The sequence below is a fragment of the Roseovarius sp. SK2 genome (assembly GCF_028807495.1).
GTDB lineage: Bacteria > Pseudomonadota > Alphaproteobacteria > Rhodobacterales > Rhodobacteraceae > Roseovarius > Roseovarius confluentis.
The window spans coordinates 450,645-476,776 of the sequence record NZ_JARAMK010000002.1; the positions used below are offsets into that span (position 1 = coordinate 450,645).

Consider the following 26,132-nt stretch of genomic DNA (forward strand, 5'->3'; position numbering starts at 1 on the left):
CACTCACGCAACGTAGGGTGGGTGGAAACCCACCTTTGGTGGACGAAAACCCACGCGCGACCACGCTAACCACCCAAGACCTTCGGCCAGTTCGCCTCGCCTTTCGACACGTTGCCCGGGATGTCCCCCGACCATCGTTGGCGCACCGACTTGTTGTAATTGAGGTAAAGCCTGCCCTGATGCACCGTCCAGGCATCCTTGTCGCCATGCGCGGTGTAGCCCTGCGACACTGCCCAGGAGCAATAGCCGCCAAATTGCGGCGCGTATTTCTGCGGGTTCGCCTCGAACGCCGCCTGGTTCGCGGCAGACGAAAAGCGCCACTTCGCGCCGTTCCACTCGGTCACGAACTCATCCGATCCGGCCACCCCGTTCGCACCCGGTTCCAGCCCGAAATAGGCCACCACGTCTGCGCCGTCTGCAGCATAGGCCCGGTTCTGGTACCAGCGCGGCTCGTCGGCCATCCCCGGCCGTGCCAGCAGTGCCGCAGCGCCGCTTGCGATCAATACCCGTCGCGTCCAAAGCATTTCCATCCTCCTCGCATGCATCCGCAAGCAAGCTAGGCGGTACCCCCCGCACACGACAAATCAATCTCAGGTGAAACGGTTGTTACGCGGAAAGCCCCTCGGCGCCATGCGCCCCGCGCCCGCGCGGCGCGCCGTCCATTCCTCAAGCGCGGTCTCGGTCCGTGTCCGCCCCGCCGGATCCAGCCAGCTCAGCCCCTCGGTCAGCGTAAAGGTCGTCGCATCGGACAACCCGCCATCCTTGTATTTCTGCAACCGCACGCCCTTGCCGCGGCCCATCTCGGGCAACTCGTCCAGCGGGAAGATCAGCACCTTGCGGTTCTCGCCCACGCAGGCCACGTGATCGCCCGTGACCGCCCGGCACACCTGTGCCCGCACGCCATCACGCACGTTGAGCACCTGCTTGCCCGAACGCGTCTGCGCCACGACCTCGTCCTCGGGCACGATGAACCCGTCACCCGCCGAGGACGCCACCAGCAGTTTCCGCCCCGGTTTGTGGATGAAGATCGCCACGATGTCGGACTCGTTCGGCAGGTCCACCATCAGGCGCAATGGCTCGCCCATCCCGCGCCCCCCGGGCAGGTTGGCGGCACTCAGCGTGTAGAACCGCCCGTTCGTGCCAAAGACCAACAGTCGGTCGGTGGTCTCCGCATGAAAGATGAACCGCCCTTCGTCCCCGTCCTTGAATTTCAGCTCGCGGTCCAGATCGATATGCCCCGACATGGCCCGGATCCACCCCATCTTGGAACAGACCACCGTAATCGGCTCGCGGTCGATCATCGCCTCCAACGGCACGTCCTCAACCTCGCCCGCCTCGGCAAAGGTGGTCCGGCGCGCGCCGCCCTCATAATCCTTGCCGAATTTCTTCTTCACGTCCTTCAGCTGGTCCGAGATCGCGTCCCACTGCAGGCTTTCGCTGTCCAATAGGTCCTCCAGCCCGGCGCGCTCTTCCATCAGCGCGTCACGTTCCTTGACCAGCTCGATCTCTTCCAGCCGCCGCAAACTGCGCAGCCGCATGTTCAGGATCGCCTCGGCCTGCACTTCGGTCAGCCCGTCCTCGCCACCCTCGGCCGGCGGCACGTAATCCGCCTCGTCCCGGGCGCGGGTGAACTCCCGCCCCCAATCCTCGCGCATCAGCGCCGCCTTGGGGTCGTCGTCATAGCGAATGATGTCGATCACCCGGTCGAGGTTCAGGAAGGCCACGATCAGCCCTTCCAGCACCTCCAGCCGGTGATCGATCTTCTCCATCCGGTGCTCGCTGCGCCGGATCAGCACCTCGCGCCGGAAATCAAGGAAGGCGCGCAGTACTTCCTTCAGGCTGCAGACCTTGGGCGTCACCCCGTCCACCAGCACGTTCATGTTCAGGCTGAACCGCACCTCCAGGTCCGAGTTGCGATACAGCGACTGCATCAGCACCTCGGGCTCCACGTTCTTGGACCGCGGCTCCAGAATGACGCGGATGTCGTCGGCGCTCTCATCCCGCACGTCGGCCAGGATCGGCACCTTCTTGGTCTGGATGACCTCCGCCAGCTTCTCGATCAGCTTGGACTTCTGCACTTGATAGGGGATTTCCGTGACCACGATCTGCCACTGCCCGCGGCCAAGGTCCTCTACCTCGTAGCGGCACCGCAGCCGGAACCCGCCCTTGCCCGTGCGATAAGCCTGCGCGATCGCCTCGGGCGGCTCCACGATGATACCCCCCGTGGGAAAATCCGGCCCCGGCACGTAGTTCAACAGCGTGTCGTCCCGCGCGTCCGGCGTCTTGATCAGATGCAGGCAGGCATCCACCAGTTCCGCGATATTGTGCGGCGGAATGTTCGTGGCCATCCCCACCGCGATCCCGCTCGACCCGTTGGCCAGCAGGTTCGGAAACTGCGCCGGCAGCACCACAGGCTCGGTCAACGTGCCGTCGTAATTGTCCCGGTAATCGACCGCGTTCTCGTTCAGCCCTTCCAGCAGGGCCTCCGCCACGATGGTCAGCCGCGCCTCGGTGTAGCGGCTGGCGGCCGGGTTGTCCCCGTCGATATTGCCGAAGTTGCCCTGCCCGTCGACCAGCGGGTAGCGGACGTTGAAATCCTGCGCCAGACGCGCCATCGCGTCATAGATCGCGGCATCGCCATGGGGGTGATAGTTGCCCATCACGTCGCCGCTGATTTTCGCGGATTTCCGAAAGCCCCCGCTGGCGCTCAGCCGCAGCTCGCGCATGGCGAACAGGATCCGCCGGTGAACCGGCTTCAACCCGTCGCGTGCGTCCGGCAACGCCCGGTGCATGATCGTCGACAGCGCATAGGTCAGGTAGCGCTCGCCGATCGCCCGGCGCAGCGGCTCCGCCACGGCATCGCCCCCGCTCTCGGGGCCTATGTTGGGGTCATCGACCAAATCATTCATAGATGCTGTGATACCCCCCGCATTTGCACAGGTAAAGCACAGGTTGGGAAGATTCCGCACCTTTTCCCATGCCCGTGGGAACCGAATCGTGTAACTTGTGTTCTATAACAAGAAATTGACTTTGCTGCCCCGGGGGATTCGCGCAATGTGGCGCTTCATTTTGGTAACTTTTGCATTTCTTGGCTTCGCCTTCTGGGAGATGAGCGGCGGTGCCGATTACGCTCCGCGTGACAATTCCATCCAGGCCCAGGCGAACGCCGCGGAGCCCGAGACAACCGTCGCCGACGCGCAACCTGCCGAACCGGCCGAACCTGTCGAGCCGGAGGTCATCGACCTGCCCGAGCAAGACAAGCCCGAGCGTTTTCAGATCACCCTTGCCTCGCTCAGCGACATGTCCGAAGCCGGGTCGGCGCAGGAAACCGCCCGAACCGAGCGGGTGGAAGACAAGGCCCGTTTCCTGACGGAAAGCAGCGACGAGGACAACGCCGTGCTTGCCGCTCTTGACGAAGGCGGCGCTGCGGCGGACGAGGTCAAGAAACACTGGCCCGGCGCCATTGAACTGTTTGAGCATCAAGCCTCGCAAGCCGAGCTGCGCAAGCAGGCCGAAGCCGCGGCGCGCACGGCGCGCTCTGGCATGACCAGCGGCGACATCCGCTACGTGACCGCCACTTCCGCCAACATGCGCGGCGGTCCCGGCACGGATTTCGCCCGCGTCGGCAATCTTGCCGAAGGTGTCGAAGTGGCCGTGCTCGGCACGGCGGCCAACGGCTGGCTTGAACTCGAGGTTCTCGACACCGGCGAAACCGGCTGGATGGCCGACTGGCTCGTCAGCGCGCCGGCTCGGTGATTTCCACTCAAAGCGATTGCATATAGCGCCGGACCGCGCCAAGGTCCGGCCATGACGCGGAAATCCCTTCTTATTACCGGCTGTTCGTCGGGCATCGGCTACGACGCGGCGCACGGCATGCGGGCCCGGGGCTGGCGCGTTTTCGCCTCCTGCCGACAGGAAGAGGACTGCGCGCGGATGCGGGCCGAAGGCTTCGACAGCCCCCTCATAGACTACCAACAGCCCGACACGATCACCTCCGGGCTGACCGAGGTGCTCGAGGCCACCGGCGGCACGCTCGATGCGCTGTTCAACAACGGGGCCTTCGGCTGCCCCGGGATGGTCGAGGACCTGCCCACCGACGCCCTGCGCGATATATTCGAGGCCAACTTCTTCGGGTGGCACGACCTCACGCGGCAAGTGATCCCGGTGATGCGGGCCCAAGGGCATGGCCGCATCGTGCAGAACTCCTCGGTGCTGGGCTTCGCCACCCTGCGCATGCGCGGCGCCTACAATGCAACCAAGCACGCGCTCGAAGGACTGACCAGCACCATGCGGATCGAGATGCGCGACACGCCCATCCATATCGTCCTGATCGAACCCGGGCCCGTCACCTCCAAGATCCGCGTCAACTCGATCCCGCATTTCGAACGCTGGATCGACTGGGAAAACGCGCCCGCCCGGTCGCTCTACGAAAAACGCCTCATACCGCGCCTCTACACAAGCAGCGGCCCAGACACGTTCGAATTGCCCGCCCCCGCCGTCACGAAAAAGCTGATCCACGCGCTGGAGTCACCACGCCCCAGGCCACGCTACTTCGTCACCACGCCGACCTACCTTCTGGACATTCTGCGACGCATCCTGCCCACCAGCGCCCTCGACTGGATACAGGCAAAACTGTAGCAAGACGGCCCGGAACGGTGGCAAGCGCCCCCGCGTCACCATACCCCATTCGCCTTTTGACACAGACGGGCTACCTCCGCCCCTGACCGGAAAAACCAAGAGTCCCACATGCTCAACGACCCCCTTTTCATCCTTGTCGCACTCGCCTGCGGCGTCGTCGCCGTCGTCCTCATCCTGGGCATCTCGAACTTCGGCAAGGAAGGCATCGACAACGCCAAGCGCTCGAACAAGTTCATGCGCTGGCGCATCATCGCACAGTTCGTCGCGGTGGTCCTCATCCTGCTTTTCGTCTATATCCGCCGCCAAATGGGAGGTGAATAAACATGGTCGTTCTCAACAAGATCTACACCAAGACCGGCGATCACGGTGAAACCGCGCTCGGCAACGGCTCTCGCGTGGCCAAGCACTCCATGCGCGTCACCGCCTACGGCACCGTGGACGAGGTGAACGCCACCGTCGGCCTTGCCCGGTTGCACGCCGAGGGCGAAACCGACGCCGCCCTGTCGCGCATCCAGAACGACCTGTTTGATCTCGGCGCAGATCTCTGCCGCCCGGACATGGAAAACGACGACAAGGCCGAATTCACGCCCCTTCGCATGGTCGACAGCCAGGTCGCCCGCCTGGAGACCGAGATCGACACGATGAACAAGGTGCTCGAACCCCTGCGCAGCTTCATCCTGCCCGGCGGCTCGGCGCTCTCGGCGCATCTGCATCTCTGCCGCACCGTCTCGCGCCGCGCCGAGCGGCTTTCGGTGGAACTCGCAACGATGGAACACGTCAATCCCGCGGCGGTCAAATACCTCAACCGCCTCAGCGACTGGTTCTTCGTCGCCGCCCGCATGGCCAACGATTCGGGCCGCGACGACGTGCTCTGGACCCCCGGCGCCAACCGCTGAAATAACTGGCGCACACCGGGCAGTAGTGACATCCTGACGCGCAAATGCCGGGCGATCCAACGCCCGGCCCGAGCAGCAAGGAGAGGTCCATGTCCCTGCCCACCATCGCCATGTTCTGGGACGGCCCGCCGCTGGGCTTCATCGAACGGCTTTGCGTTACGTCCTTTGTCGATGCCGGGCACCCGGTTGTGATGTTCTCCTACCACGGCGTCGAGGATTGCCCGAAAGGCGTCGAACTGGCACCGGCCTCTGATATCCTGCCCGACCCCGACACGATCGTGCGACACGAACGCACCGGCAGCCCGGCCATTCACGCCGACAAGTTCCGCTATCACCTTTTGGCAAAGAACGACGGCATCATCTGGTCCGACACCGACGCCTACTGCCTCAAGCCCTTCATTCCCAAGGACGGCTTCTTCTTCGGGCGCGAGAACGAAAAGGTCGTCGCCAACGGCGTGATGGCCTTGCCCGCTTCCTCCCCCTCACTGCAAAGCCTGATCGAGTTTTGCGAAGACGAATACGCCATTCCGCCCTGGATGATGCCGCGCCACAAGGAAGAAATGCGCGCCCGTGCCGAGGCTGGCGACCCGATGCATGTTTCCGAAATGCCGTGGGGCGCGTGGGGCCCCAAGGCGCTGTCGCATTTCCTGCACAAGAACGACGAGTTCAAGCATGCGCTGGACCCGCACGTGCTCTATCCCGTGCTGTTCGAAGACCGGCGCATCTATTTCCGCGCGGCGTGGAAGGTCTGGAAAAAGGTGAAGGACGACACCGTTTCCATCCATTTCTACGGCCGCCGCGTGCGCGAACGGCTCCAGAACCGCTTCAACGGCACCCCGCCCGAGGAATCGGTGCTGCACGAACTGGCCCAGAAACACGGCATTACGCCCTGACGCCCCCGCTTTGCGCGCAGATTCCCCATACCGCACCGGAAACGCGACGTCGCAAGTCGGAAACGTGACGATTTTACCCTGTTTCCCCGGCTAACAGTTCTGTATCTAACGCCCCAGAGCAAGGGGCGGGGTCGTATCACAGCGGCTCTGCGCAATTTTTTAGGGAGACCATGCCGATGAAGGTGCTCGTGCCTGTCAAACGCGTGATCGACTACAACGTGAAGGTCCGCGTCAAGGCGGACGGATCGGGCGTCGATCTTGCCAATGTCAAAATGTCGATGAACCCCTTTGACGAGATCGCCGTCGAAGAGGCCATCCGCCTGAAAGAGGCCGGCAAAGCCGACGAGGTCGTCGCCGTCTCCATCGGCGTCAAGCAAGCGCAGGAAACCCTGCGCACCGCGCTGGCCATGGGCGCCGACCGCGCCATCCTGGTCGAGGCCGCCGATGACGTGCACACCGACATCGAGCCGCTCGCCGTCGCCAAGATCCTTGCCGCCGTCGTCAAGGAAGAAGAGCCCGGCCTCGTGATTGCCGGCAAACAGGCGATCGACAACGACATGAATGCCACCGGCCAGATGCTTTCTGCCCTCCTGGGCTGGAGCCAGGGCACCTTCGCCTCGTCGCTGGATGTCGCGGACGACCACGCCGTCATCACCCGCGAGGTCGATGGCGGTCTGCAGACGATCAAGGTCAAGATGCCCACGATCGTCACCGTCGACCTGCGCCTGAACGAGCCGCGCTATGCGTCGCTGCCCAACATCATGAAGGCCAAGAAAAAGCCGCTCGACGAGAAAACCGCCGCCGATTACGGCGTCGACGTCGCGCCGCGCCTCGAAATCGTCAAGACCGAAGAGCCCGAGGCCCGCAAGGCCGGCGAAATGGTCGGATCGGTCGATGAACTTGTCGCCAAACTCAAAGAAGCGGGGGCCGTGTAATGTCTGTACTTCTACTTGCCGAAGTGAACGACGGCGAACTGGCGCTCGACGCCACCGCCAAGGCCGTCACCGCCGCCTCCAAGCTGGGCGACGTGACCGTGCTCTGTGCCGGGGGCTCCGCCGCCGCCGCGGGTGACGCCGCCGCCAAGATCGACGGTGTTTCCAAGGTCCTCGTGGCCGAGGACGCCTCGCTGGGCCACCGCCTGGCGGAATCCACCGCCGCGCTGATCGTGTCGCTCGCGGGCGATTACGAACATATCGTGGCGCCTGCCACCACCGACGCCAAGAACGTGATGCCCCGCGTGGCCGCACTGCTGGACGTCATGGTGATCTCCGACGCCTCGGGCGTGGTCGACGCCAACACGTTCGAGCGTCCGATCTACGCCGGCAACGCGGTCCAGACGGTGAAATCCTCGGATGCCAAGAAGGTCGTCACCTTCCGCACCTCCACCTTCGACGCCGCCGGCGACGGCGGCTCGGCCTCGGTCGAGACCATCTCCGCCGCCGACAACCCCGGCCTGTCGGAATGGGTCGAGGACAAGGTTGCCGAATCCGACCGCCCCGAGCTGACCTCGGCGGGCGTCGTCGTCTCCGGCGGCCGTGGCATCGGATCGGAAGAGAACTTCGCCCTGATCGAGAACCTCGCCGACAAGCTGGGCGCCGCCGTTGGCGCGTCCCGTGCGGCCGTGGACTCGGGCTATGCCCCCAACGACTGGCAGGTCGGGCAGACCGGCAAGGTCGTGGCGCCGGATCTCTACATCGCCGTCGGCATTTCGGGCGCGATCCAGCACCTTGCCGGCATGAAGGACTCCAAGGTCATCGTCGCCATCAACAAGGACGAAGAAGCGCCGATCTTTCAGGTCGCCGATTACGGCCTCGTGGCCGATCTCTTCACCGCCGTGCCGGAACTGACCGAGAAACTCGGCTGAACCGTACCGCATATGACACCGAATTGACCCGCCCTCGTGGCGGGTCTTTTCGTTTTGGGCACGTGTAGGGTGGGTGAAAACCCACGCGCGACCGGCCCGTTCAAACTTTCACGGATCCAAGACCCCCGCCAACACGGGGATCAACGCCTCCGCCACCGCGTCATGCGCCGCCTGACCCGGCAGGGTCCGAGGCACGTCCTCTTTGCGCCCCGCCGCGTAGGGTGGGTGACACCCCGCGCCCTGACCGCCCCACGCCATGTCGCTGGCCTCCACAACCGCCACCACGTGGCTCTGCAAACCCGCCAGCATCTCGCGCCCCACCAGCACCGGCTCGCACCGTGTCTCGACCGTGTCATCATCCTGCTCCGGGGCGCGCTCGGAAAACCACAACAGGACCACCGGCGTCCGGATTTCCGCGATCGGCCGCCGCATTCCCGCGTCCCAGGCCTGCGCCAGTCCTTGCCGCAGCACCCCGAACCGTTCCGGCGACACCGTCCGCAGATGCATCAGCATATGCCGCGTAAAGCTGAACTCGGTGAAATCCACCTCTGCGAACAAGCCCTGCAAAGACGGCTCGGCCCGCAGAAAGCGATCGTTGCGTCGCGAATGCACCTTGTAGAACGGGTTCGACAGGTTCGCCGCACACGGCACCTGCAACACCACCGCCGACGCCCCCCACGCGATCCGTGCCAGCCCCGGGTCGCCCAGCATCACGTCGATCCCAGCGTTGGGCTGGCCGAGGTTGACACATGCCACGCCCGTCGCCGCCTCGACGGCTTGCGCGAAAGGCCGGCTGACGAACTTGCCATAGGTCTCCGTTCCGCCGATGAACGCCACGTACTCACTCTTCAGGCTCCGCTTCGGCCCCCGAAACGCCAGCTTCGACGCCCCGTAACGGCACGCCTCCGGCGCCGCATTCCAGCGGCCCTCGCCATGAAAGGACATTACGCCTACCTCATTCAGCTCACCTAATTGCCAGCTTTGGGCCGCAGGCCTTGCGATTCCGTTAAAGGCGCAAATCGACTACAATTTTAACGGCCGCTTTCCCTTGCAGCGCCCGCGGCACGGGGCATATGGTGTCGCAAAAGCGAAAGGGACCTGCATGGACATCCGCAAGGTGGGCGTCGTCGGCGCCGGACAGATGGGCAACGGAATCGCGCATGTGATGGCCGTCGCGGGCTATGATGTCCTGCTCAACGACATCAATCAGGAGGCGCTGGACAAGGGCGTCGGCGTGATCAAGTCCAACATGGACCGCATGGTCAGCCGCGACAAGATGACGGCCGAGGACCGCGACGCCGCGCTGTCGCGCATCACCACCACGCTCGACCTGCCGGAGCTTGGCGCCACCGACCTCGTCGTCGAATCCGCCACCGAGCGCGAGACCGTCAAACAGGCCATCTTCGAGGATCTCGTCCCGCATCTCGGCCCCGACACGATCCTGACGTCGAACACCTCGTCGATCTCGATCACACGGCTTGCCAGCCGCACCGACCGCCCCGAGAAATTCATGGGCTTTCACTTCATGAACCCGGTGCCGGTCATGCAACTGGTCGAATTGATCCGCGGCATCGCCACCGACAAACCCACCTACGACGCCTGCCTCGCCGTGGTCGAAAATCTCGGCAAGACCGCCGCCAGTTCCGAGGATTTCCCCGCCTTCATCGTCAACCGCATCCTCATGCCGATGATCAACGAGGCGGTCTACACGCTCTACGAGGGCGTCGGCTCGGTCATTTCCATCGACACCTCGATGAAACTCGGAACGAACCATCCGATGGGCCCGCTGGAACTGGCCGATTTCATCGGCCTGGACACCTGCCTTGCCATCATGAACGTGCTGCATGACGGGCTCGCGGACACCAAGTACCGCCCCTGCCCGCTGCTGACGAAATATGTCGAGGCCGGCTGGCTCGGCCGCAAGACCGGTCGCGGCTTCTACGATTATCGCGGCGAGGAACCGGTCCCGACCCGCTGACGAGGCTGAAAACCCAAGCGACTTCGGCACGCCGTCGTAGGGTGGGTGATAACCCACGCGCTGCTCCGTCGCGTAGGGTGGGTGAAACCCACCTTCCTGAACGTCACCCCTCGCCCAGGCTCAGGGTATGCTCGCGCAACCACGCCATGAACCCGCGCGGGTCCTTGTCCAAAAGCTCCATCTGCTCTTGCGTGATCGGCGGCCCCACCACCGGCTTTTGCGGGTGATTGCAGCCCCGCACCACCTCGTGCAGCAAAAGACTCTGGCGCAGGGTCGGCGAAATGCAATTGGCCATCTGGTAGGCGCGCGAATTGGCGCCCGGGAAATAGATCGGCACAACCGTCGCGCCCGACCGTCGTATCATCTGCGCGGTGAAGACGTTCCATTCACGCTCCCTCACGGGCCCGAACAGGCTGTCGGACGACGCCACCACACCCGACGGGAACACGCTGATCGCGCCGCCCTCCTTCAGATGTGCCATCGCCTTGGCCCGCATCTCCACCGACTTGCGCTGCGCGTCCGGCTCGTGCGGGAATGGCACCGAGATCATGTAGGACGCCGCCACCTCGTCGATCCCGGTCAACAGCGCCCGCGTCAGGATCTTGTAATCGGTGCGCCGCCGCCCGATCAGGTCGGCCAGGATCATTCCGTCCACCAGCCCGTGCGGGTGGTTCGCAACGATCACCACCGGGCCGGTCTCGGGGATATTGTCGATCTGCTCCTGCGGGGTCAGCAGCGGGATGCCCATCGTATCGAGCGCCGCGCGCCAGAAGGGCTGTCCCGTGGGGGCGCCCTTTTTCTCGAACTCCCGGATCATCTTGATGATCGTCAGCTTGCCGGTGAACCATTCGACCGCCCGTATGGTGAAGGCCGTGCCGGGACTGTCAAAAGAGTTGGCATAGGTCAGGCTGCGCCGGTCATATTTCGTGAAATTGACCGACCCGGGCGATCCGTCGCCGCTTTGATCCTGCGCCTTTTCCGCCACGTGGTCTGTTCCCGTCCCGCCGCGCATAGCGCGCCTACATGTCCTCGCCGAACCGGTCGGCCACCAACGCGCTCACGGCATCCGCCAGCGCCTCGGCGTCGGGCCCCCAGGCTCGCACGTCAATAGTCGTTCCACGCGACGCTGCCAACATCAAAAGACCCATGATGCTGTCCGCGCCCGTGGTCTGGCCATCATGGCTGACCTCGGCCTGCGCGTCGAATCCCTCGACCACCTCCACCAGCTTGGCCGCCGCACGCGCGTGCAGGCCCTTCTCGTTGACGATCTCGATCTCGCGCGTGACGGTGTCTGTCATTTCGGTCTTGGTCTTTCTTTGTCCGGCCCACTTTACGGGGAGTGACTGTCGATATACTTGCGCCCTGCATCCAGGGCGGCGCGGGCGGCCTCGGGCACCGACAGATCGCGGCTCTTGGCCAGCTTCAGCAGCATCGGCAGGTTCGCCCCGTACAGGATGCGGCGGTTCTCGGGCTGGCACGCCTTGAGCGACAGGTTCGCCGGCGACGCGCCGAAGATGTCCACCACGATCAGAACGCCGTCGCCGGTATCCACCTCGTCGGCGGCGCGGCAGATCTCATCCTGCTTTTCGGACCGGTCGAAATCACCCTCGATCGGGATGGCCTGAATACCCGAATGCCCACCGACGACATGCTCTATCGCCTTCAGATAGCCCTGGGCCAGCCCGCCATGCGCCACGATCACGATCCCGATCACGCCCCGATGTCTCCTTTCTGCTTCGCCTCGGTCTTTTCGCCGGGGCCGGACGGCGCAAGCAAGCCGCGCCGTTCCAGTTCGCGATGCCTTATAGACACCTGCCAGCCTGCCTCTGCAAGGGACTCGGACAAGGTTTCTGCCATCGTGACGCTGCGGTGCTGCCCGCCGGTACAGCCAAAGCCGATCGCCAGATAGGCCTTGCCCTCTGCCTTGTAGGCCGGCAGCAACTGCCGCACCAGGTCACCGACCCGCGCGGCGAAGCCTTCGAACATCGGGTCATCGCCCACATAGGCCCGCACCAGCGCGTCCTGCCCGGTCAATCCGCGCAGGCCGGCCTCCCAATAGGGGTTTCGCAGGAACCGGCAATCCAGCACCATGTCCAGGCCACGCGGCAGCCCGCGCTTGTAGGAAAACGACTGAACCGAGACCGACATCTGCCCGCCATCGCCCGGCGCGAACCAGCGCGACAATTCCGCGCGTAAATCGTGCGGCGACAATTCCGACGTGTCGATCAGGATATCCGCCCGCGCCCGGATCGGGCCCAGCAGGTCGAACTCCCGCGCGATCCCAGCATCCGGCGTCTCCGCCGGGGCCAACGGGTGCCGCCTGCGCGTCTCGGAAAATCGGCGCGTCAGCACCTCGGCGCTGCTGTCGAGATAAAGCACCTGCAAATGCACCGTCGCATCCGCGCTCAGCGTGTCGATCACCTCGATCAGCGCATTGGTCGAGAAATCCCGGTTGCGCGTGTCCACGCCCAGCACCAGCGGCTTGTCCGGCCCATTGCCCTCGATCAGTCGCGGCAAGAGGGACAGCGGCAGGTTGTCGATGGCCTCGAACCCCATGTCCTCCAAAGCACGGATCGCCGTGGTGCGCCCGGCACCCGACGGGCCGGTCACCAGAACCAGTCTGTTGCTTATCGGGCCTGCCGGCATCGCGGGCCACTCCTCATTCCAGCCTCATTCCAGGCGTTCGCCTCTTAGATATACTGCCACGGCGGCAGGAAAATGGGCGCTCTCGGATTTGTTAATAACAGGCAAGGGTATGCCCATGAGCCGCGTCTCTCGGGCCTCGGGAAGACGCTCGGTTTCAACCTCGTCCATGTCGACCACGAGCGCAACCGCGCAACGCCCCGCCGCAGCACTGCGCAGGATGCCCACGCCGCGCGCTTCGATCTTGCCGCGGATCGTGTCCGGCGCATCGGCCCAGAGCGTTTCGTCGTCGGCCCACACCACCGTGCGGTCGTCCGACACCAGTTCCGCACCCATTGCAAGAAGTTGCAGCGCCAGCCCCGACTTGCCACTCCCCGACGCGCCGCGGATCAGCACGGCACGGCCGTCGATGGCAACAGTGGTCGCGTGAAGGATCTGCGCGCCCGTCATTCCGGCGGTCCGGGAGCTGTCAAAGAAGGCGCCGCGCCCATCGCGTCAGACCGGCAGACCCACGACAAAGCGCGCGCCCAACGGGTCCGAGGTAATGTCGGCATCCGTGGGCCGAATGTTCTCGGCCCAGATCACGCCCTCATGCGCCTCGACGATCTGTTTCGAGATCGACAGGCCAAGGCCCGAGTTGTTGCCGAAATCATTGGCGTCGCGTTGTGAATAGAAGCGATTGAAGATCTTGGTCAGCGCCTGTTCGGGAATGCCCGGCCCAGTATCCTCGACCACGACAACGATACGGTTATCGCGTTTACGGGCCCACAGGCGAATGGCGTCGCCTTCCTCGCAGAACGAGATGGCATTGGTAATCAGGTTAACGAAAACCTGCGCCAGCCGTGCTTCCAGCCCCATGATGACAATCGGGTCTTTCGGGAAATCGGTGATGAACTCGACCCCCTTCTGCTGCGCCTGTTCGCCCAGGTAATGCGCCAGGTTGTCCAGCATCTGGATCAGGTCAAAGCTCTCCTGCTCCTCGCGCACCAGCTCGCTGTCCAGCCGCGATGCGTTCGAGATATCGCTGACCAGCCGGTCAAGGCGGCGCACGTCATGCTCGATCACGTTCAGCAGTTTCTCGCGCTGATCCTCGCGCTTGGCCACGCGCATCGTGCCCACTGCGCTGCGCAAGGACGCCAGCGGGTTCTTGATCTCGTGCGCCACGTCCGCAGCGAACTGCTCGTTGCCGTCGATCCGGTGATAAAGCGCGGTCACCATGCCCCGCAACGCGCCCGAAAGCCGCCCGATCTCGTCGGGCCGCGCAGTCAAATCGGGAATGCGGATGCGCCCGCCGCCATTGTTGCCGCCATGGCGGTTGCGCGCACCGCCCACTTCGGCGGCGGCGGCCAGTTCCGCCAGCGGGTTGGCGATGGTCGAGGCCAGGATCAGCGAAAGGCCCACAGACACCAGTATCGCCACCAGGAACATCTGCAAGACGCGCTCGCGCTCCATCCGGCTCAGCTTGTCGATCTCGCCCGAGGCACTGGACAACGCCACAACACCCACGGGCCTGTCGCCCTGCAGGATCGGCGTCGCCACCGCGAATATGGTCGAGCCGTCATTATCGCCGCGGCCGACCTGCGTGCCCTCTTCCAGCGCGTCCTCGACAAGGCCCTGTGCCAGTGTCTCGACGCTGATTTCCGTATCGTTGACCAGGATCGCCGAGAACGGGGCCGACACCCAGTTCCACACGTGGTTCAGCGCATCCGTGATCACCGTGGGCTTGTCCGGCACATCCGCGCCCGGGCGCGGCAGGTGGCCCTCGGTCCGCCCCACCAGCTGGGCCGCGCGGTCATAGACCAGCACCTCGACCCCCTGCTGCACGTCCAGCCCGTCCAGTGTGCCCGCAACGTCCAGCCCGTCCATCGCCACGAGGCTGACGGGCGCGCCTTCGGGCAGTTGCGCCTCGAACACGTCGGCAATCAGTTCCACGTCGCTTTGCAACCCGTAGGCGTGCTGTTGCGCCAACCCGTCACGCGAAGAATTGAGGTAGAGGATTCCCGCGACCAGCACGTTCAGCGCGATCAGGTTGAAGGTAATGATCTTGCGCGTCAGGGATCCGCCGCCGCCCGAGAAGTAGCCGCGCCGCGCGCGGCGCCTGCGGACCTCCTCCTCGACGACATTTTCAGGCGCCACGAAATCATCGCCAAGGACAACGCCGTCGTCGTCGTTCAGCGAGTGATCGCGCACCTGGAAGCCCTCCGCCAATGCCATGTTTCAGGCAATCATTCCTCGTTGTACCGATACCCGATCCCGTACAGCGTTTCGATGGCCGAAAACTCCGGGTCCACCATCCGCAGTTTCTTGCGCAGGCGCTTGATGTGGCTGTCGATGGTCCGATCGTCAACATAGACCTGGTCGTCATAGGCCACGTCCATCAGCTGATCGCGGCTTTTCACGAACCCGGGCCGTTGCGCCAGCGCCTGAAGCAGCAGGAATTCGGTCACGGTCAACGATACGTCCTGGCCCTTCCACGCCACCGCGTGGCGCAGCGGGTCCATGCGCAGCTCGCCGCGCTCGATCACCTTGGTGTCCTCGGTCTCGGCCACCACGTTGCCGTCAACCGCATCCTGCCGGCGCAGCAGCGCGCGGATACGCTCGACCAGCAAACGCTGGCTGAACGGCTTCTTGACGTAGTCGTCCGCACCCATGCGCAGGCCCAGCACCTCGTCGATCTCGTCGTCCTTGGAGGTCAGGAAAATGACCGGCATCGCCGATTTCTGGCGTAGCCGCTGCAACAGGTCCATCCCGTCCATCCGGGGCATCTTGATGTCCAGCACCGCCATGTCCGGCAGCTTCTTGGTGAAGGCCTCGTAAGCCTGTTGACCATCGTTATAAGTTTCGACCTCGAAGCCTTCCGCCTCAAGGGTCATGGATACCGATGTCAGAATATTTCTGTCATCGTCCACAAGGGCGATTTTTGACATTATGATTTCCTTGTACTGCTCGGTTGCCTGCTTTTTTCGATACTATGAGCCGTTTTCGCCTTTTTAATCAATCCCAAACTGCGAATCAGCAGGGCTTTCCGGATTATCTGACGCGAAAATGTCTTAGGAATGGCTAAATTGACTCACTTTTCCAGTCCGCGATTGCAGAACCATGGCGGCAGCGCGCCCATGATGGCGCTAACGTCCGATTTGGTTGCGCTAACTGTGCATTTGCGTCCTGTTCAATCATAAAACCGTCATGTTATGAGGCCCGCGAAACAGCCGGTACGGGCCGGTTTCTTACCGCCAATTTCGGCGGACCTGCATGGCCAGCCCCGCCAAAAGGGCGGACGGCCAGAACTCAAGGAGCGCAAGCATGTCAGCAGGACGGGTCAACCCCAACTTCACCCTCGAGGATCAAGGCATCACCGGACTGGGCGAAGTTCACTACAACCTGATCGAACCCGCCCTCATCGAAGAGGCCCTGCGCAAGGGCGAAGGCCGCCTGGGCAAGGGCGGCACCTTCCTCGTCTCCACCGGCCAGTTCACCGGCCGCTCGCCCAAGGACAAGCATGTCGTCAAGACCGACAGCGTGGCCGAGCATATCTGGTGGGACAACAATGCGCCCATGACACCCGAGGCATTCGATCAGCTTTATACCGACATGCTCGCCCACATGCAGGGTCGCGACTACTTCGTGCAGGATCTCGTCGGCGGCGCCGACCCCGCGCATTCGATCAACATGCGTATGGTCACCGAACTGGCATGGCACGGCCTCTTCATCCGCCACATGCTGCGCCGCCCCGAGCGCGAGGCGCTCGACAGTTTCACCGCCGATTTCACCGTCATCAACTGCCCCAGCTTCAAGGCCGACCCCGCCAAGCACGGCTGTGTCTCGGAAACCGTGATTGCCATCAACTTCGACCGCAAACTGATCCTCATCGGAAATTCCGAATACGCCGGCGAGAACAAGAAATCGGTCTTCTCGGTCCTGAACTACCTGCTGCCCGAAAAAGGCATCATGCCGATGCACTGCTCGGCCAACCACGCCAACGGCAACCCGGTCGACACCGCCATCTTCTTCGGCCTTTCGGGCACCGGCAAGACCACCCTTTCGGCCGATCCCAACCGCACGCTCATCGGCGATGACGAACACGGCTGGTCGGATCGCGGCACCTTCAACTTCGAGGGCGGCTGCTATGCCAAAACCATCAACCTCGACCCCGAGGCAGAGCCGGAAATCTACGCCACGACCGAGAAGTTCGGCACCGTGATCGAGAACATGGTCTATGACGAGGAAACGCTCGAACTGGACTTTGCCGACGATTCACTGACGGCCAACATGCGCTGCGCCTATCCGATGAGCTATATTTCCAACGCCTCGGAAACCGCGCTTGGCGGGCATCCCAAGAACATCATCATGCTGACCTGCGACGCGTTCGGCGTGCTGCCTCCCATCGCGCGGCTGTCGCCGGCACAGGCGATGTATCACTTCCTCAGCGGCTTCACCGCCAAGGTCGCCGGAACCGAGCGCGGCCTGACCGAGGCCGAGCCGACCTTTTCCACCTGCTTCGGCGCCCCCTTCATGCCGCGCCGCCCCGAGGTCTACGGCAACCTGCTGCGCGAAAAGATCGCCAAGCACGGCGCGACCTGCTGGCTGGTCAACACCGGCTGGACCGGCGGCGCCTACGGCACCGGCGAGCGGATGCCGATCAAGGCCACCCGTGCCCTGCTGACCGCCGCACTCGACGGCTCGCTGAACGAGGTCGAGTTCCGCAAGGACGCCAATTTCGGCTTCGAGGTTCCGGTCAGCGCCCCTGGCGTGCCCGAGGTCCTGCTGGACCCGCGCCGCACCTGGGACGACGGCGCGGCCTACGACGCGCAGGCCGAGAAGCTGGTCAAGATGTTCGCCGACAATTTCGAGCAGTACGTGCCCTATATCGACGAGGACGTGAAAGCCGCCGCCATCGGCTAAGGCTTAAACGCCCCGACCGAGCTGACACCGCCCCCGTGCTTCAGGCGCGGGGGCTTTTTCATACCCGCCCTTCGTCCAGGGCGTGCGCGCCCGGGACACCGTAGGATGGGTGACAACCCACGCGGCCCCCCTGCTACCGCGGCGTCGCCTTGTTCAACGGGCTCTCCACCGGCGGCGGGGCGACGTCCATCACGCCCAGCGCATTGAACCCCCCCAGCACCGCGTCCACCGCGATAGTCGCCAGAACGATCCCCATCACCCGGCTGATCACGCTGGCCCCTGTGCTGCCGATCATCCGGTGCACATAGGTCGCCGCCAGCAAAAGCCCGAGCGTCAACAGCAACACCAGCATCAACAGCCCCGCCGTGATCGCCTGGTCGGTCAGCGACTCGGTGTGGTTGTCGGTCAGGATCACGATGGCCAACATCGCCCCCGGCGACGCGATCGACGGCATCGCCAGCGGGAAGACCGCGCCCGCCAGGTGGTCGCGCTCGGCCTCCTCGATCTCGCGCGCGGGCTTCGACTCGCCGAAGATCATTGTCATCGCGAACAAGAACAGGATGATCCCGCCCGCGACTTGGAACGACCCCAGTCGCAGACCCAGCGATTCCAGCAAGAACTGCCCGCCCACCAGGAACGCCAGCAGCACCAGCGCCGCAATCGCCACCGCCCGCAGCGCGAACCGTCTGTGCAGTGCCCGTGGCACGCCCTGCACCGCGAACAGGAACACCGGGATGGACCCGACCGGGTCGATCACCACGATCAGCGTCACCAGTTCTCTTGCCAGGGCAGCCCAGTCCATTGGGGTAACTTTCCGATTGAAGCTGATCCGCGAACAGTCGGACCCACCGGTTCCGTTTATCTTATGCCGCGCCGGGTTTGAACCTCGAAGACCACGCAAAGCGCCGATCGACAGCCCGGCTGACACATTGTTGACCTACGCTTTCGCGGACACGGGGAGGTCGAAAGACGACACCCCCTCCATCGGATGTTTTGACAGGCCGTTCCTTATCCACATTATCCGGGACGTCTTCGTCATCTCTCCGATCGTCACTGTGCCGGAGTTCTCGCTGAAAGCCGCACTCGTCACTTACATGGACATCACCAATGGCGAGGACGAAGCGCAGGTGGTGGCCGAGAACCTGACCGATAATGCCCGATCGATCATGCGCAACTAAGGCGGCCTCGTCGCAGCCCGCACCATGTTTCCCATACCGGAGACCAAGTGGTCCGACCCAGGCCATGTCACCGCACCACGACACTCAGGTCACCACGCTGGTCCCACCGAAGGCCCGTCCCGGGCTTGACGCGGGGGGACCTCTCTTCGAGAGTCGAAACCACGTCGGCAACGCCCCTGCCGGTCGCGCATCCCGGCAGGCACCGTGGGGTGGGTGGAAACCCACGCCACCCCACGCCGCGTTTACTTCGGCAACGTCCCTTCCAGAACATACCGCAGGATCTCCACCACTTGCCCCGGCTCCCGCGTGACGGCGAGCGCCGCGGCATCCACCTCTTTCAGCGCGTGGTCATGCTCCGGCGGTTGCAGGATGATCAGCGACTTGCCCATCGCGCTGGCATAGCCCGCGTCAAAGGCCGCGTTCCATTGCTTGTACTTGTCGCCGAACCGCACAACGACCACGTCGGCCTCCTCGATCCCCTTGCGGGTGCGGATCGCGTTCACCATGGCGCCCTTGTGGTCGTGCCAGTACTTGTTCTCTTCCGCGCCCAGGATTTCCACGCCGCAATCGTCGCTGGCCCCGTGATCCGTCACCGGCGCGGAAAACTCCACGTCCAGGCCCTTGGCCCCCTCGATGATCTGCTCGCGCCAGTCGGTATGGATCTCGCCGGAAAGGTATACGCTCAGCATCTGATATTCTCCTTGTTCAGTATCGCCGCACAATCTGCATCCCACGGCCCGGATTACAAGCGGAACGCACCGCAACACGCGAATTGGTCCCAACCGTAGGGTGGGTGAAAACCCACGCGCCTGTGCCTTTAACGCACCGCGCCTTCCACGCACGCCCCGTCGATCAGGTACAGCCCGTCTTCCGCCAGCACGACGCCCTCGTCCCTGGCCGGCAGATCTGTCGCGTACTCTCTTACCGGCACGTTGCCGGTGTCAACCTGCGCGAAGGTCAGTCCATCCCGGCTGACCCAAAGCCCCTGTCCCTGCCGCCCTGCAAAGACGGCGCCGAATATCGCGCTCACTTCCAACTCCACATCCAGCGGCGATCGGTACGTCACCGGCAAATCGCCCGGTGTCAGCGTCAGGTCACGCCGCACCTCCCACCAGCCGCGCCGGTCCAGCAGGAACAGCCGCTCTCCCCACTGCGTCCAACGCGGATACGGTCCCGTTTCGTCGCGCCCCAGAGCAGTCGCCGCAACGAACCGCACGCCGTCAAATAACATCCACGTATCCCCGATACGAAAAAGCGGCGGTAGAACATATCCAGTAGCCGAAACGCCATTCCACGGGACGTCCAGTCTCTCGACCTGCTCGCTCACGACCGCATCGTCTGGCTGCACCAGCCTCGGCCCGTCCCGAATGCTGCGCAATGGAAACCCGGCGAAGATGGCGTATGGATAGCCGGGAATCTCGTGAAAATTGAATACCAGACGGGCAGCGGCCGCGCGATCTGTCGGACTACCCTCAATAGCCCGCAAACACCCGGTGTCCGCGAACGCAGCCCCGCCCAGCCAGATCAACAGGCAGCCAAGCAGCCGCCGCACCGCCTCAGCCGCGCAGCGTGCCACCCGTCGCCTTCGTGACCTTCTCGACGATCTTGGCCGAGACGGCCTCGATATCCGCGTCCTTCAGCGTCTTGTCGGTGGGTTGCAGCCGCACCGTCAGCGCAAGGCTCTTCTTGCCCTCGCCCAGGCTGCCGCCGATGAACTCGTCGAAGACCCGCACATCATCGATCAGCACCTTGTCCGCCCCGGCGGCCGCATTGACCAGCGTCAGCGCTTCCACGTCGGCATCCACCACGAAGGCGAAATCGCGTTCCACCGCCTGCAGGTCGCTGATTTTCATCGCGCCCCGATTGGCCCCGGCGTTCCGCGGTTGCGGAATGTCGGCGGGGTAAAGCGTAAAGCCCACGACCGGCCCCTTCACATCCATCTCGCGCAGGATCTTGGGATGCAGCTCGCCAAACACGCCCAGCACCTTCTTGGGCCCCAGGCAGATCATCCCGTGCCGCCCCGGGTGCCACCATTCGGACGCCCCACGCAGGATCTGCACTTTCGCCGGTGCGCCCAGCGCGCCCAGGATCGCCTCGGCATCCGCCTTGGCATCGTACAGGTCCACCGGACGGCTCGCCTTGTGCACATCCTTGGGCCCGGTCCGGCCCACCAGAATGCCGCTCACCTGCACATGCTGCTCCTCCGGCTCGCCGCCGTGAAACGCATGGCCCAGCTCGAAAAGGGCGAGATCCATCGCTCCCCGCGCCTGGTTCTTCGCCGCGGCCTGCAACAATCCCGGCAGCAGGTCGGGCCGCATATGGCTCATCTCGCTGCTGATCGGGTTCGCCAGCATCGTGGCATCATCACCGCCACCGAACAACGTGGCGCTCGCCTTGTCGATGAAACTGTAGGTCACGCATTCGTTGTACCCCAGCGCCGCCGCCGTCCGCCGCGCCGCCCGCTCGCGCTTTTGCGCGGCACTCAGGATCGGCTGCGGCACGCCGGCCTGCATCCGCGGCATCGGACGGCCCACCAGCTTGGTTAGCGACGCCACCCGCGCCACTTCCTCCACCAGGTCGGCCTCGCCCAGGATATCGGGCCGCCAGCTCGGCACATGCGCCGTGTTGCCCTCCAGCCGGAACCCCAATCGTGTCAGAGTCTGCCGCTGCTCGGCTTCGGGGATCTCCATGCCCACCAGCGACTGAACCTTCGCGGCATCGAGACGATAGGCGCGCGCCACATCCGGCGCCTCGCCCGCCACCACGATGTTGGAGGCCTCGCCGCCGCACAGATCCAGGATCATCTGCGTGGCCAGGTCATGCGCCTCCATGTTGAACGCCGGGTCGATCCCCCGCTCGTTGCGATACCGCGCGTCGGAGTTGATCTTCAGCGCCCGGCCCGTGTGCGCGATCTGGATATGGTCCCACACCGCCGCTTCCAGGAACACGTTCGTGGTCTCGGCGGTACAGCCCGTCGCCAGCCCGCCCATGATGCCGCCGACGCTTTCGATGCCGTTGTAGTCCGAGATCACCACCTGCCCTTTCGAGAAGGTGTATTCCTTCTCGTCCAGCCCGGTGAACGTCTCGCCCCCGCTGGCGCGATGCACCCGCAGGTTCCCCGCAACCTTGTCGGCATCGAAGACGTGAAGCGGCCGGTTCCGGTCATAGGTGAAGAAGTTGGTGATATCCACCAGCGCCGAAATCGGTCGCAAGCCAATGGCACGCAGCCTGTCCTGCAGCCACTCCGGGCTCGGACCGTTGGTCACACCCCGGATCAGCCGTCCGGCAAAGACGAAACACCCGTCCGTTTTGGTATCCTCGTCGATGCTGACGGTGATCGGGCACGGAAACTGCCCCTCAACATGTGCCTTAGGCGCATCCTTCATCGTGCCAAGCCCCCGCGCCGCAAGGTCCAGCGCGATCCCCCGCACCCCCAGCGCATCGGGCCGGTTCGGCGTGATCGCGATCTCGATCACCGGATCGACCTTGGCCGGATCGTTTTCGGCCAGCCAGTCCACGAAGCGCGCACCGACCTCACCCGAGGGCAGTTCGATGATCCCGTCGTGCTCGTCCGAAAGCTCCATCTCGCGCTCCGACGCCATCATGCCGAAACTCTCGATTCCCCGGATCTTGCCCACCCCGATCGTCGTGTCGATCCCCGGCACGTAGACGCCGGGCTTCGCCACAACCACGGTGATGCCTTCGCGGGCATTGGGCGCGCCACAGATGATCTGTTTCACCCCCTCGTCGGTCTCCACCTGGCACACCCGCAGCCGGTCGGCATCGGGATGCTTCTCGGCGCTCATCACCTTGCCGATGGTAAAATCCGCCAGTCGCTCGCCCGGGTTGGAAATCTCCTCCACCTCGAGGCCAAGATCGGTCAGCGCCTCGGCGATCTCCGCCACGCTGGCGGTGGTTTCAAGATGGTCTTTCAGCCAGGACAGGGTGAATTTCATCGTCTCTCATCCATCAGGGGGTCAAACTCGTCCCGGGCGCTTTACCGGATATGTCCCGCGCTTGAAAGAGGGCACCGCAGCGGGGGACCAGTCCCCCACGTCGAAACCTCGGTTTCGACGCCCCCTGGGATATTTCTGGCCAGAAGAAGAGCCAGACGCGTCGCCTCTTCTTCTGGCTCCAAATATCCCGCCGGAAGCGCCTGCCGGCCAAATGCACATCGCGGGAATGACGCGTCACGTTCCCCTCCCTCACCGAGGCGATGCCCAAAGGGCAACGACGAGATATCCTGCGCGGCGCAGCCGCACGATTTTCCTAGAGCGTTTCGCGATTATCCTGAACTACAGCTTACCCGTGAAACGCCGCAAAACACTCAATTGTCGCACGCCTTTCGCCTCTCGCTGCTGCCTCAGGTTAAAGGCGAAACGCTCTAGAAACTCAGTAGGCCGCGCCGCACCAGGTTCAGCCCCGCGATGACCAGCACCGCCATCGTCAGCCGCCGGAACAATCGCTGGTCGATCCGGTCCTGCAACCTGAACCCGATCCAGAGGCCAATCAGCGCCGGCATGATCAACGACAGCGACAACGGCAGCGTGCCGCGGTTGAGTACGCCAGAAGCCGTGTGCGCCCCGGTCAGCAGCACCGCCCCCATGCCGTAGATCACGCCCTGCACCCGCATCTGCTCGGTCTTCTCGGTGTCCAGCGCCATCAGCATCGCCACCGTCGGCGGCCCCCAGACGCCCGAGATGCCACCGAAGAACCCCGCCACGGCCCCGATCCCCGCTTCCAAGCGCCGCCCCAGGTTGGGCGGCAGGCGCAACGGGCGCCCCGCCAACGCAAAGCCCGCGTAGATGATGATCGGCACCCCGATCAGCAGCAGCATCACCGCCTCCGGGATCACCCGCACGAACTGCGCCGAGACAAGCATCACGACCATTCCCGCCAGCAGGAACACGCGGAACCGCGCCAAAGATCCCCAGGCCGCCCGGACGCCTTGGCGCAACGCCTGCCAGACATTGGAGGCCAATGTCGGCAGGATCAGCCCCGCCAGCGCCACTTCCGGCGGCATCATCGAACTGAGCCCCGAGATCACCACCATCGGCATGGCGAATCCCACCACGCCCTTGACGATCCCGCCCAGCACGGCCACGCCCCAGGCGAAGACCATCACCATCAACCAGTCCGGGCCTAGTAACGCGTCCATGCGCCTCTCGTACCACTTTTCTCGGGGTGCGCACGGCCTAAATTACCGTCACGAAAGGCTGAAATCCACGCGGGCCATCCGGCACCCGCAACACGACAGCGCAATATTCGACCAATTCTCACGCCGCACAAGCAAAATAGTTGCGCTGCACTTGCGAAATGGCTATGCCGGTGCGGCGAAAACCGAAGGAGCTACCTCATGGCGCATGACGGACAGGACGTTGACCTTTCGACCGAGATCCTCCTGGAGGACCTGCTGGACCTGACCGGCAAGGCCGTGCCTCCGGCCGAACAGATCCTCGACAAGGCCAGGGACGCCCTGCGCGACCTCGTCACCGTAGAGGGCCGCGTGTCGTCCCGCGCCGTGGAACAGCACCAGACAGCCAGCCACGGTCTTGCCTGGCTCGCCACCTACGTCGAATCCCTGCGCCAGATGCAGGACTGGGCCACGCGCCTGAAAGACGAGGGCAAATTCGGCGAGGTCGAGCAACTCATCCACCAGATCGCGTTCGGCGAATATCTCTGGCAGATCTACGGCGGCATCCCGATGAACCAGGGCGAGATCCTGCGCCTGCAGGACATCGGTCTATCCCAGGACGACATGCGCGTCCTCATGACCCCCGAGGTCCAGACGCTCACCCAATCCGGCAACACCCAGGCCGCCCGCATCCGCCTTGTGGCGCTGATGCAGGAACGCGCCGCCGAAATCACCGTCGGCACCACCGGCCTCGACGAAGAGCTTGAGATGATCCGCGAGCAGTTCCGCCGCTACGCCGTCGACAAGATCCTGCCCGAGGCGCATGAATGGCACCTCAAGGACGAGTTGATCCCGATGGAGATCATCGAGGAACTCGCGGAAATGGGCGTTTTCGGCCTCACCATCCCCGAGGAATTCGGCGGCCTCGGCCTCAGCAAGGCGTCCATGTGCGTCGTGTCCGAGGAACTCAGCCGCGGCTATATCGGCGTCGGCTCATTGGGCACCCGCTCGGAAATCGCCGCCGAGCTGATCATCGCCGGCGGCACCGACGCGCAGAAGGAAAAATGGCTGCCGGGCCTCGCCTCGGGCGAGATTCTGCCCACGGCGGTCTTCACCGAGCCCAACACCGGCTCCGACCTCGGCGCGCTCAAGACCCGCGCGAAACAGGATGACAACGGCGACTGGATCCTCAACGGCAACAAGACCTGGATCACCCACGCCGCGCGTACCCACGTGATGACCGTGCTGGCCCGCAGCGTGCAGGGCAGCGACGATTACAAGGGCCTCAGCATGTTCCTCGCCGAAAAGACTCCCGGCACCGACGCGGAGCCGTGGCAGGACCCCGGCATCTCGGGCGGCGAGATCGAGGTACTGGGCTATCGCGGCATGAAGGAATACACGCTCAATTTCGACGACTTCAAAGTGAAGGGCGAGAACCTTCTGGGCGGCGAAGAGGGCAAGGGCTTCAAGCAGCTCATGGAAACCTTCGAATCCGCCCGCATCCAGACCGCCGCGCGCGCCATCGGCGTGGCGCAGAACGCGCTCGATCTCGGGATGCAGTACGCGCAGGAGCGCAAGCAGTTCGGCAAGGAACTGATCGAATTCCCCCGCGTCGCCAACAAGCTGGCGATGATGGCCGTGGAAATCATGATCGCCCGCCAACTGACCTACTATTCCGCTTTCGAAAAGGACGAGGGCCGCCGCTGCGACGTCGAGGCCGGCATGGCCAAGCTTCTGGGCGCGCGCGTGGCCTGGGCCGCCGCCGACAATGCGCTGCAAATTCACGGCGGCAACGGCTTCGCGCTGGAATACCCGGTCAGCCGCGTGCTGTGCGACGCCCGCATCCTCAACATCTTCGAGGGTGCCGGCGAGATCCAGGCACAGGTGATTGCAAGAAGATTGCTCGGCTGATGTTTTCGCGGACCGTCCGGTGGACGGTCTGCCGCACCGGCACGCGAGATCCAGGCACAGGTTATGGCAAGACGACTGCTCGGCTAGACGTAGGG

Annotated in this window: 26 protein-coding genes; 11 read left to right on the forward strand and 15 right to left on the reverse strand. The window is 64.1% G+C overall.

The features are described 5' to 3' along the window. Positions 1-65: 65 nt before the first annotated feature. Positions 66-524, reverse strand: a complete 459-nt coding sequence (locus tag PVV74_RS06460) for a YHS domain-containing (seleno)protein (RefSeq protein ID WP_274592630.1) — start codon at positions 522-524, stop codon at positions 66-68. Between the two features lie 66 nt (positions 525-590). Further along, a complete protein-coding gene (gene parC / locus PVV74_RS06465) occupies positions 591-2,909 on the reverse strand; it encodes a DNA topoisomerase IV subunit A (RefSeq protein ID WP_274592631.1) in 2,319 nt (772 codons plus the stop codon). A gap of 145 nt (positions 2,910-3,054) precedes the next feature. Here parC and PVV74_RS06470 point away from each other — a divergent pair, with 145 nt between their 5' ends. The 7 genes from PVV74_RS06470 to PVV74_RS06500 all read left to right on the forward strand — a co-directional run bounded on the left by PVV74_RS06470 (position 3,055) and on the right by PVV74_RS06500 (position 8,291). Further along, the gene (locus PVV74_RS06470; RefSeq protein ID WP_274592632.1) at positions 3,055-3,756 is read left to right on the forward strand and encodes an SH3 domain-containing protein; all 702 of its coding nucleotides are present in this window, start codon (positions 3,055-3,057) and stop codon (positions 3,754-3,756) included. Positions 3,757-3,807: 51 nt separating this feature from the next. Then, the gene (locus tag PVV74_RS06475) at positions 3,808-4,638 is read left to right on the forward strand and encodes an SDR family NAD(P)-dependent oxidoreductase (protein WP_274592633.1); all 831 of its coding nucleotides are present in this window, start codon (positions 3,808-3,810) and stop codon (positions 4,636-4,638) included. Between the two features lie 108 nt (positions 4,639-4,746). Beyond that, a complete protein-coding gene (locus PVV74_RS06480) occupies positions 4,747-4,959 on the forward strand; it encodes a twin transmembrane helix small protein (protein WP_103762089.1) in 213 nt (70 codons plus the stop codon). 2 nt (positions 4,960-4,961) lie between these two features. Then, positions 4,962-5,534: a cob(I)yrinic acid a,c-diamide adenosyltransferase gene (locus tag PVV74_RS06485; RefSeq protein WP_274592634.1), complete on the forward strand. Its 573-nt coding sequence runs from the start codon at positions 4,962-4,964 to the stop codon at positions 5,532-5,534. A gap of 89 nt (positions 5,535-5,623) precedes the next feature. Next, complete coding sequence (locus tag PVV74_RS06490; RefSeq protein WP_103762088.1) at positions 5,624-6,427, forward strand: hypothetical protein; 804 nt, start codon at positions 5,624-5,626, stop codon at positions 6,425-6,427. 176 nt (positions 6,428-6,603) lie between these two features. Beyond that, a complete protein-coding gene (locus PVV74_RS06495) occupies positions 6,604-7,362 on the forward strand; it encodes an electron transfer flavoprotein subunit beta/FixA family protein (protein ID WP_103762486.1) in 759 nt (252 codons plus the stop codon). Further along, positions 7,362-8,291: an electron transfer flavoprotein subunit alpha/FixB family protein gene (locus PVV74_RS06500; RefSeq protein WP_103762087.1), complete on the forward strand. Its 930-nt coding sequence runs from the start codon at positions 7,362-7,364 to the stop codon at positions 8,289-8,291. Before PVV74_RS06495 ends, PVV74_RS06500 begins: the two co-directional genes overlap by 1 nt. 108 nt (positions 8,292-8,399) lie before the next feature. On the opposite strand, the gene PVV74_RS06505 is transcribed toward PVV74_RS06500, so the two are convergent. Further along, the gene (locus PVV74_RS06505) at positions 8,400-9,236 is read right to left on the reverse strand and encodes a DUF6473 family protein (RefSeq protein WP_274592635.1); all 837 of its coding nucleotides are present in this window, start codon (positions 9,234-9,236) and stop codon (positions 8,400-8,402) included. Between the two features lie 157 nt (positions 9,237-9,393). Between PVV74_RS06505 and PVV74_RS06510 the strand changes: the two genes are divergently transcribed. Next, a complete protein-coding gene (locus PVV74_RS06510; protein ID WP_103762085.1) occupies positions 9,394-10,269 on the forward strand; it encodes a 3-hydroxybutyryl-CoA dehydrogenase in 876 nt (291 codons plus the stop codon). Between the two features lie 103 nt (positions 10,270-10,372). Here the strand turns inward: PVV74_RS06510 and PVV74_RS06515 are convergent, their stop codons facing one another. From PVV74_RS06515 to PVV74_RS06545, 7 genes are read right to left on the reverse strand one after another with little or no spacing between them, the layout of a single operon-like run. Continuing rightward, entirely contained in the window at positions 10,373-11,281 is a 909-nt protein-coding gene (locus PVV74_RS06515; protein WP_274592636.1) for a lysophospholipid acyltransferase family protein, read from the reverse strand. A 7-nt stretch (positions 11,282-11,288) separates the two neighbouring features. After that, a complete protein-coding gene (locus PVV74_RS06520) occupies positions 11,289-11,567 on the reverse strand; it encodes an HPr family phosphocarrier protein (RefSeq protein WP_103762485.1) in 279 nt (92 codons plus the stop codon). A 32-nt stretch (positions 11,568-11,599) separates the two neighbouring features. Then, complete coding sequence (locus PVV74_RS06525; RefSeq protein WP_274592637.1) at positions 11,600-11,983, reverse strand: PTS sugar transporter subunit IIA; 384 nt, start codon at positions 11,981-11,983, stop codon at positions 11,600-11,602. Then, entirely contained in the window at positions 11,980-12,915 is a 936-nt protein-coding gene (rapZ, locus tag PVV74_RS06530) for an RNase adapter RapZ (protein WP_274592638.1), read from the reverse strand. The genes PVV74_RS06525 and rapZ overlap by 4 nt, the downstream gene beginning before the upstream one ends. A 24-nt stretch (positions 12,916-12,939) precedes the next feature. Next, entirely contained in the window at positions 12,940-13,362 is a 423-nt protein-coding gene (locus PVV74_RS06535; RefSeq protein WP_103762081.1) for an HPr kinase/phosphorylase, read from the reverse strand. Positions 13,363-13,407: 45 nt separating this feature from the next. Continuing rightward, positions 13,408-15,126 (reverse strand): sensor histidine kinase, encoded by a 1,719-nt coding sequence (locus PVV74_RS06540; protein ID WP_274592639.1) that lies wholly within the window; start codon positions 15,124-15,126, stop codon positions 13,408-13,410. A gap of 11 nt (positions 15,127-15,137) precedes the next feature. After that, on the reverse strand, positions 15,138-15,839 hold the full coding sequence (locus PVV74_RS06545) for a response regulator transcription factor (protein WP_103762079.1): 702 nt from the start codon (positions 15,837-15,839) through the stop codon (positions 15,138-15,140). A gap of 376 nt (positions 15,840-16,215) precedes the next feature. Here PVV74_RS06545 and PVV74_RS06550 point away from each other — a divergent pair, with 376 nt between their 5' ends. Beyond that, positions 16,216-17,814 (forward strand): phosphoenolpyruvate carboxykinase, encoded by a 1,599-nt coding sequence (locus tag PVV74_RS06550; RefSeq protein ID WP_274592640.1) that lies wholly within the window; start codon positions 16,216-16,218, stop codon positions 17,812-17,814. A 133-nt stretch (positions 17,815-17,947) separates the two neighbouring features. Here the strand turns inward: PVV74_RS06550 and PVV74_RS06555 are convergent, their stop codons facing one another. Beyond that, on the reverse strand, positions 17,948-18,616 hold the full coding sequence (locus PVV74_RS06555; protein ID WP_274592641.1) for a MarC family protein: 669 nt from the start codon (positions 18,614-18,616) through the stop codon (positions 17,948-17,950). 130 nt (positions 18,617-18,746) lie between these two features. Here PVV74_RS06555 and PVV74_RS06560 point away from each other — a divergent pair, with 130 nt between their 5' ends. Then, complete coding sequence (locus PVV74_RS06560; RefSeq protein WP_274592642.1) at positions 18,747-18,992, forward strand: hypothetical protein; 246 nt, start codon at positions 18,747-18,749, stop codon at positions 18,990-18,992. A gap of 242 nt (positions 18,993-19,234) precedes the next feature. Here PVV74_RS06560 and PVV74_RS06565 read toward each other — a convergent pair whose 3' ends face one another. The 4 genes from PVV74_RS06565 to PVV74_RS06580 form a co-directional block, all read right to left on the reverse strand. Next, a complete protein-coding gene (locus PVV74_RS06565) occupies positions 19,235-19,681 on the reverse strand; it encodes a YtoQ family protein (protein ID WP_103762076.1) in 447 nt (148 codons plus the stop codon). 128 nt (positions 19,682-19,809) lie between these two features. Beyond that, on the reverse strand, positions 19,810-20,568 hold the full coding sequence (locus tag PVV74_RS06570; RefSeq protein WP_274592643.1) for a hypothetical protein: 759 nt from the start codon (positions 20,566-20,568) through the stop codon (positions 19,810-19,812). Continuing rightward, a complete protein-coding gene (gene pheT / locus PVV74_RS06575) occupies positions 20,549-22,948 on the reverse strand; it encodes a phenylalanine--tRNA ligase subunit beta (RefSeq protein WP_274592644.1) in 2,400 nt (799 codons plus the stop codon). Before pheT ends, PVV74_RS06570 begins: the two co-directional genes overlap by 20 nt. Before the next feature lie 428 nt (positions 22,949-23,376). Then, positions 23,377-24,150 carry a sulfite exporter TauE/SafE family protein gene (locus PVV74_RS06580; RefSeq protein WP_274592645.1) on the reverse strand — a complete coding sequence of 258 codons (774 nt, stop codon included), beginning with the start codon at positions 24,148-24,150 and terminating at the stop codon, positions 23,377-23,379. A gap of 198 nt (positions 24,151-24,348) precedes the next feature. Between PVV74_RS06580 and PVV74_RS06585 the strand changes: the two genes are divergently transcribed. Continuing rightward, positions 24,349-26,037: an acyl-CoA dehydrogenase family protein gene (locus PVV74_RS06585; protein WP_103762072.1), complete on the forward strand. Its 1,689-nt coding sequence runs from the start codon at positions 24,349-24,351 to the stop codon at positions 26,035-26,037. The last annotated feature ends 95 nt before the right edge of the window (positions 26,038-26,132 follow it).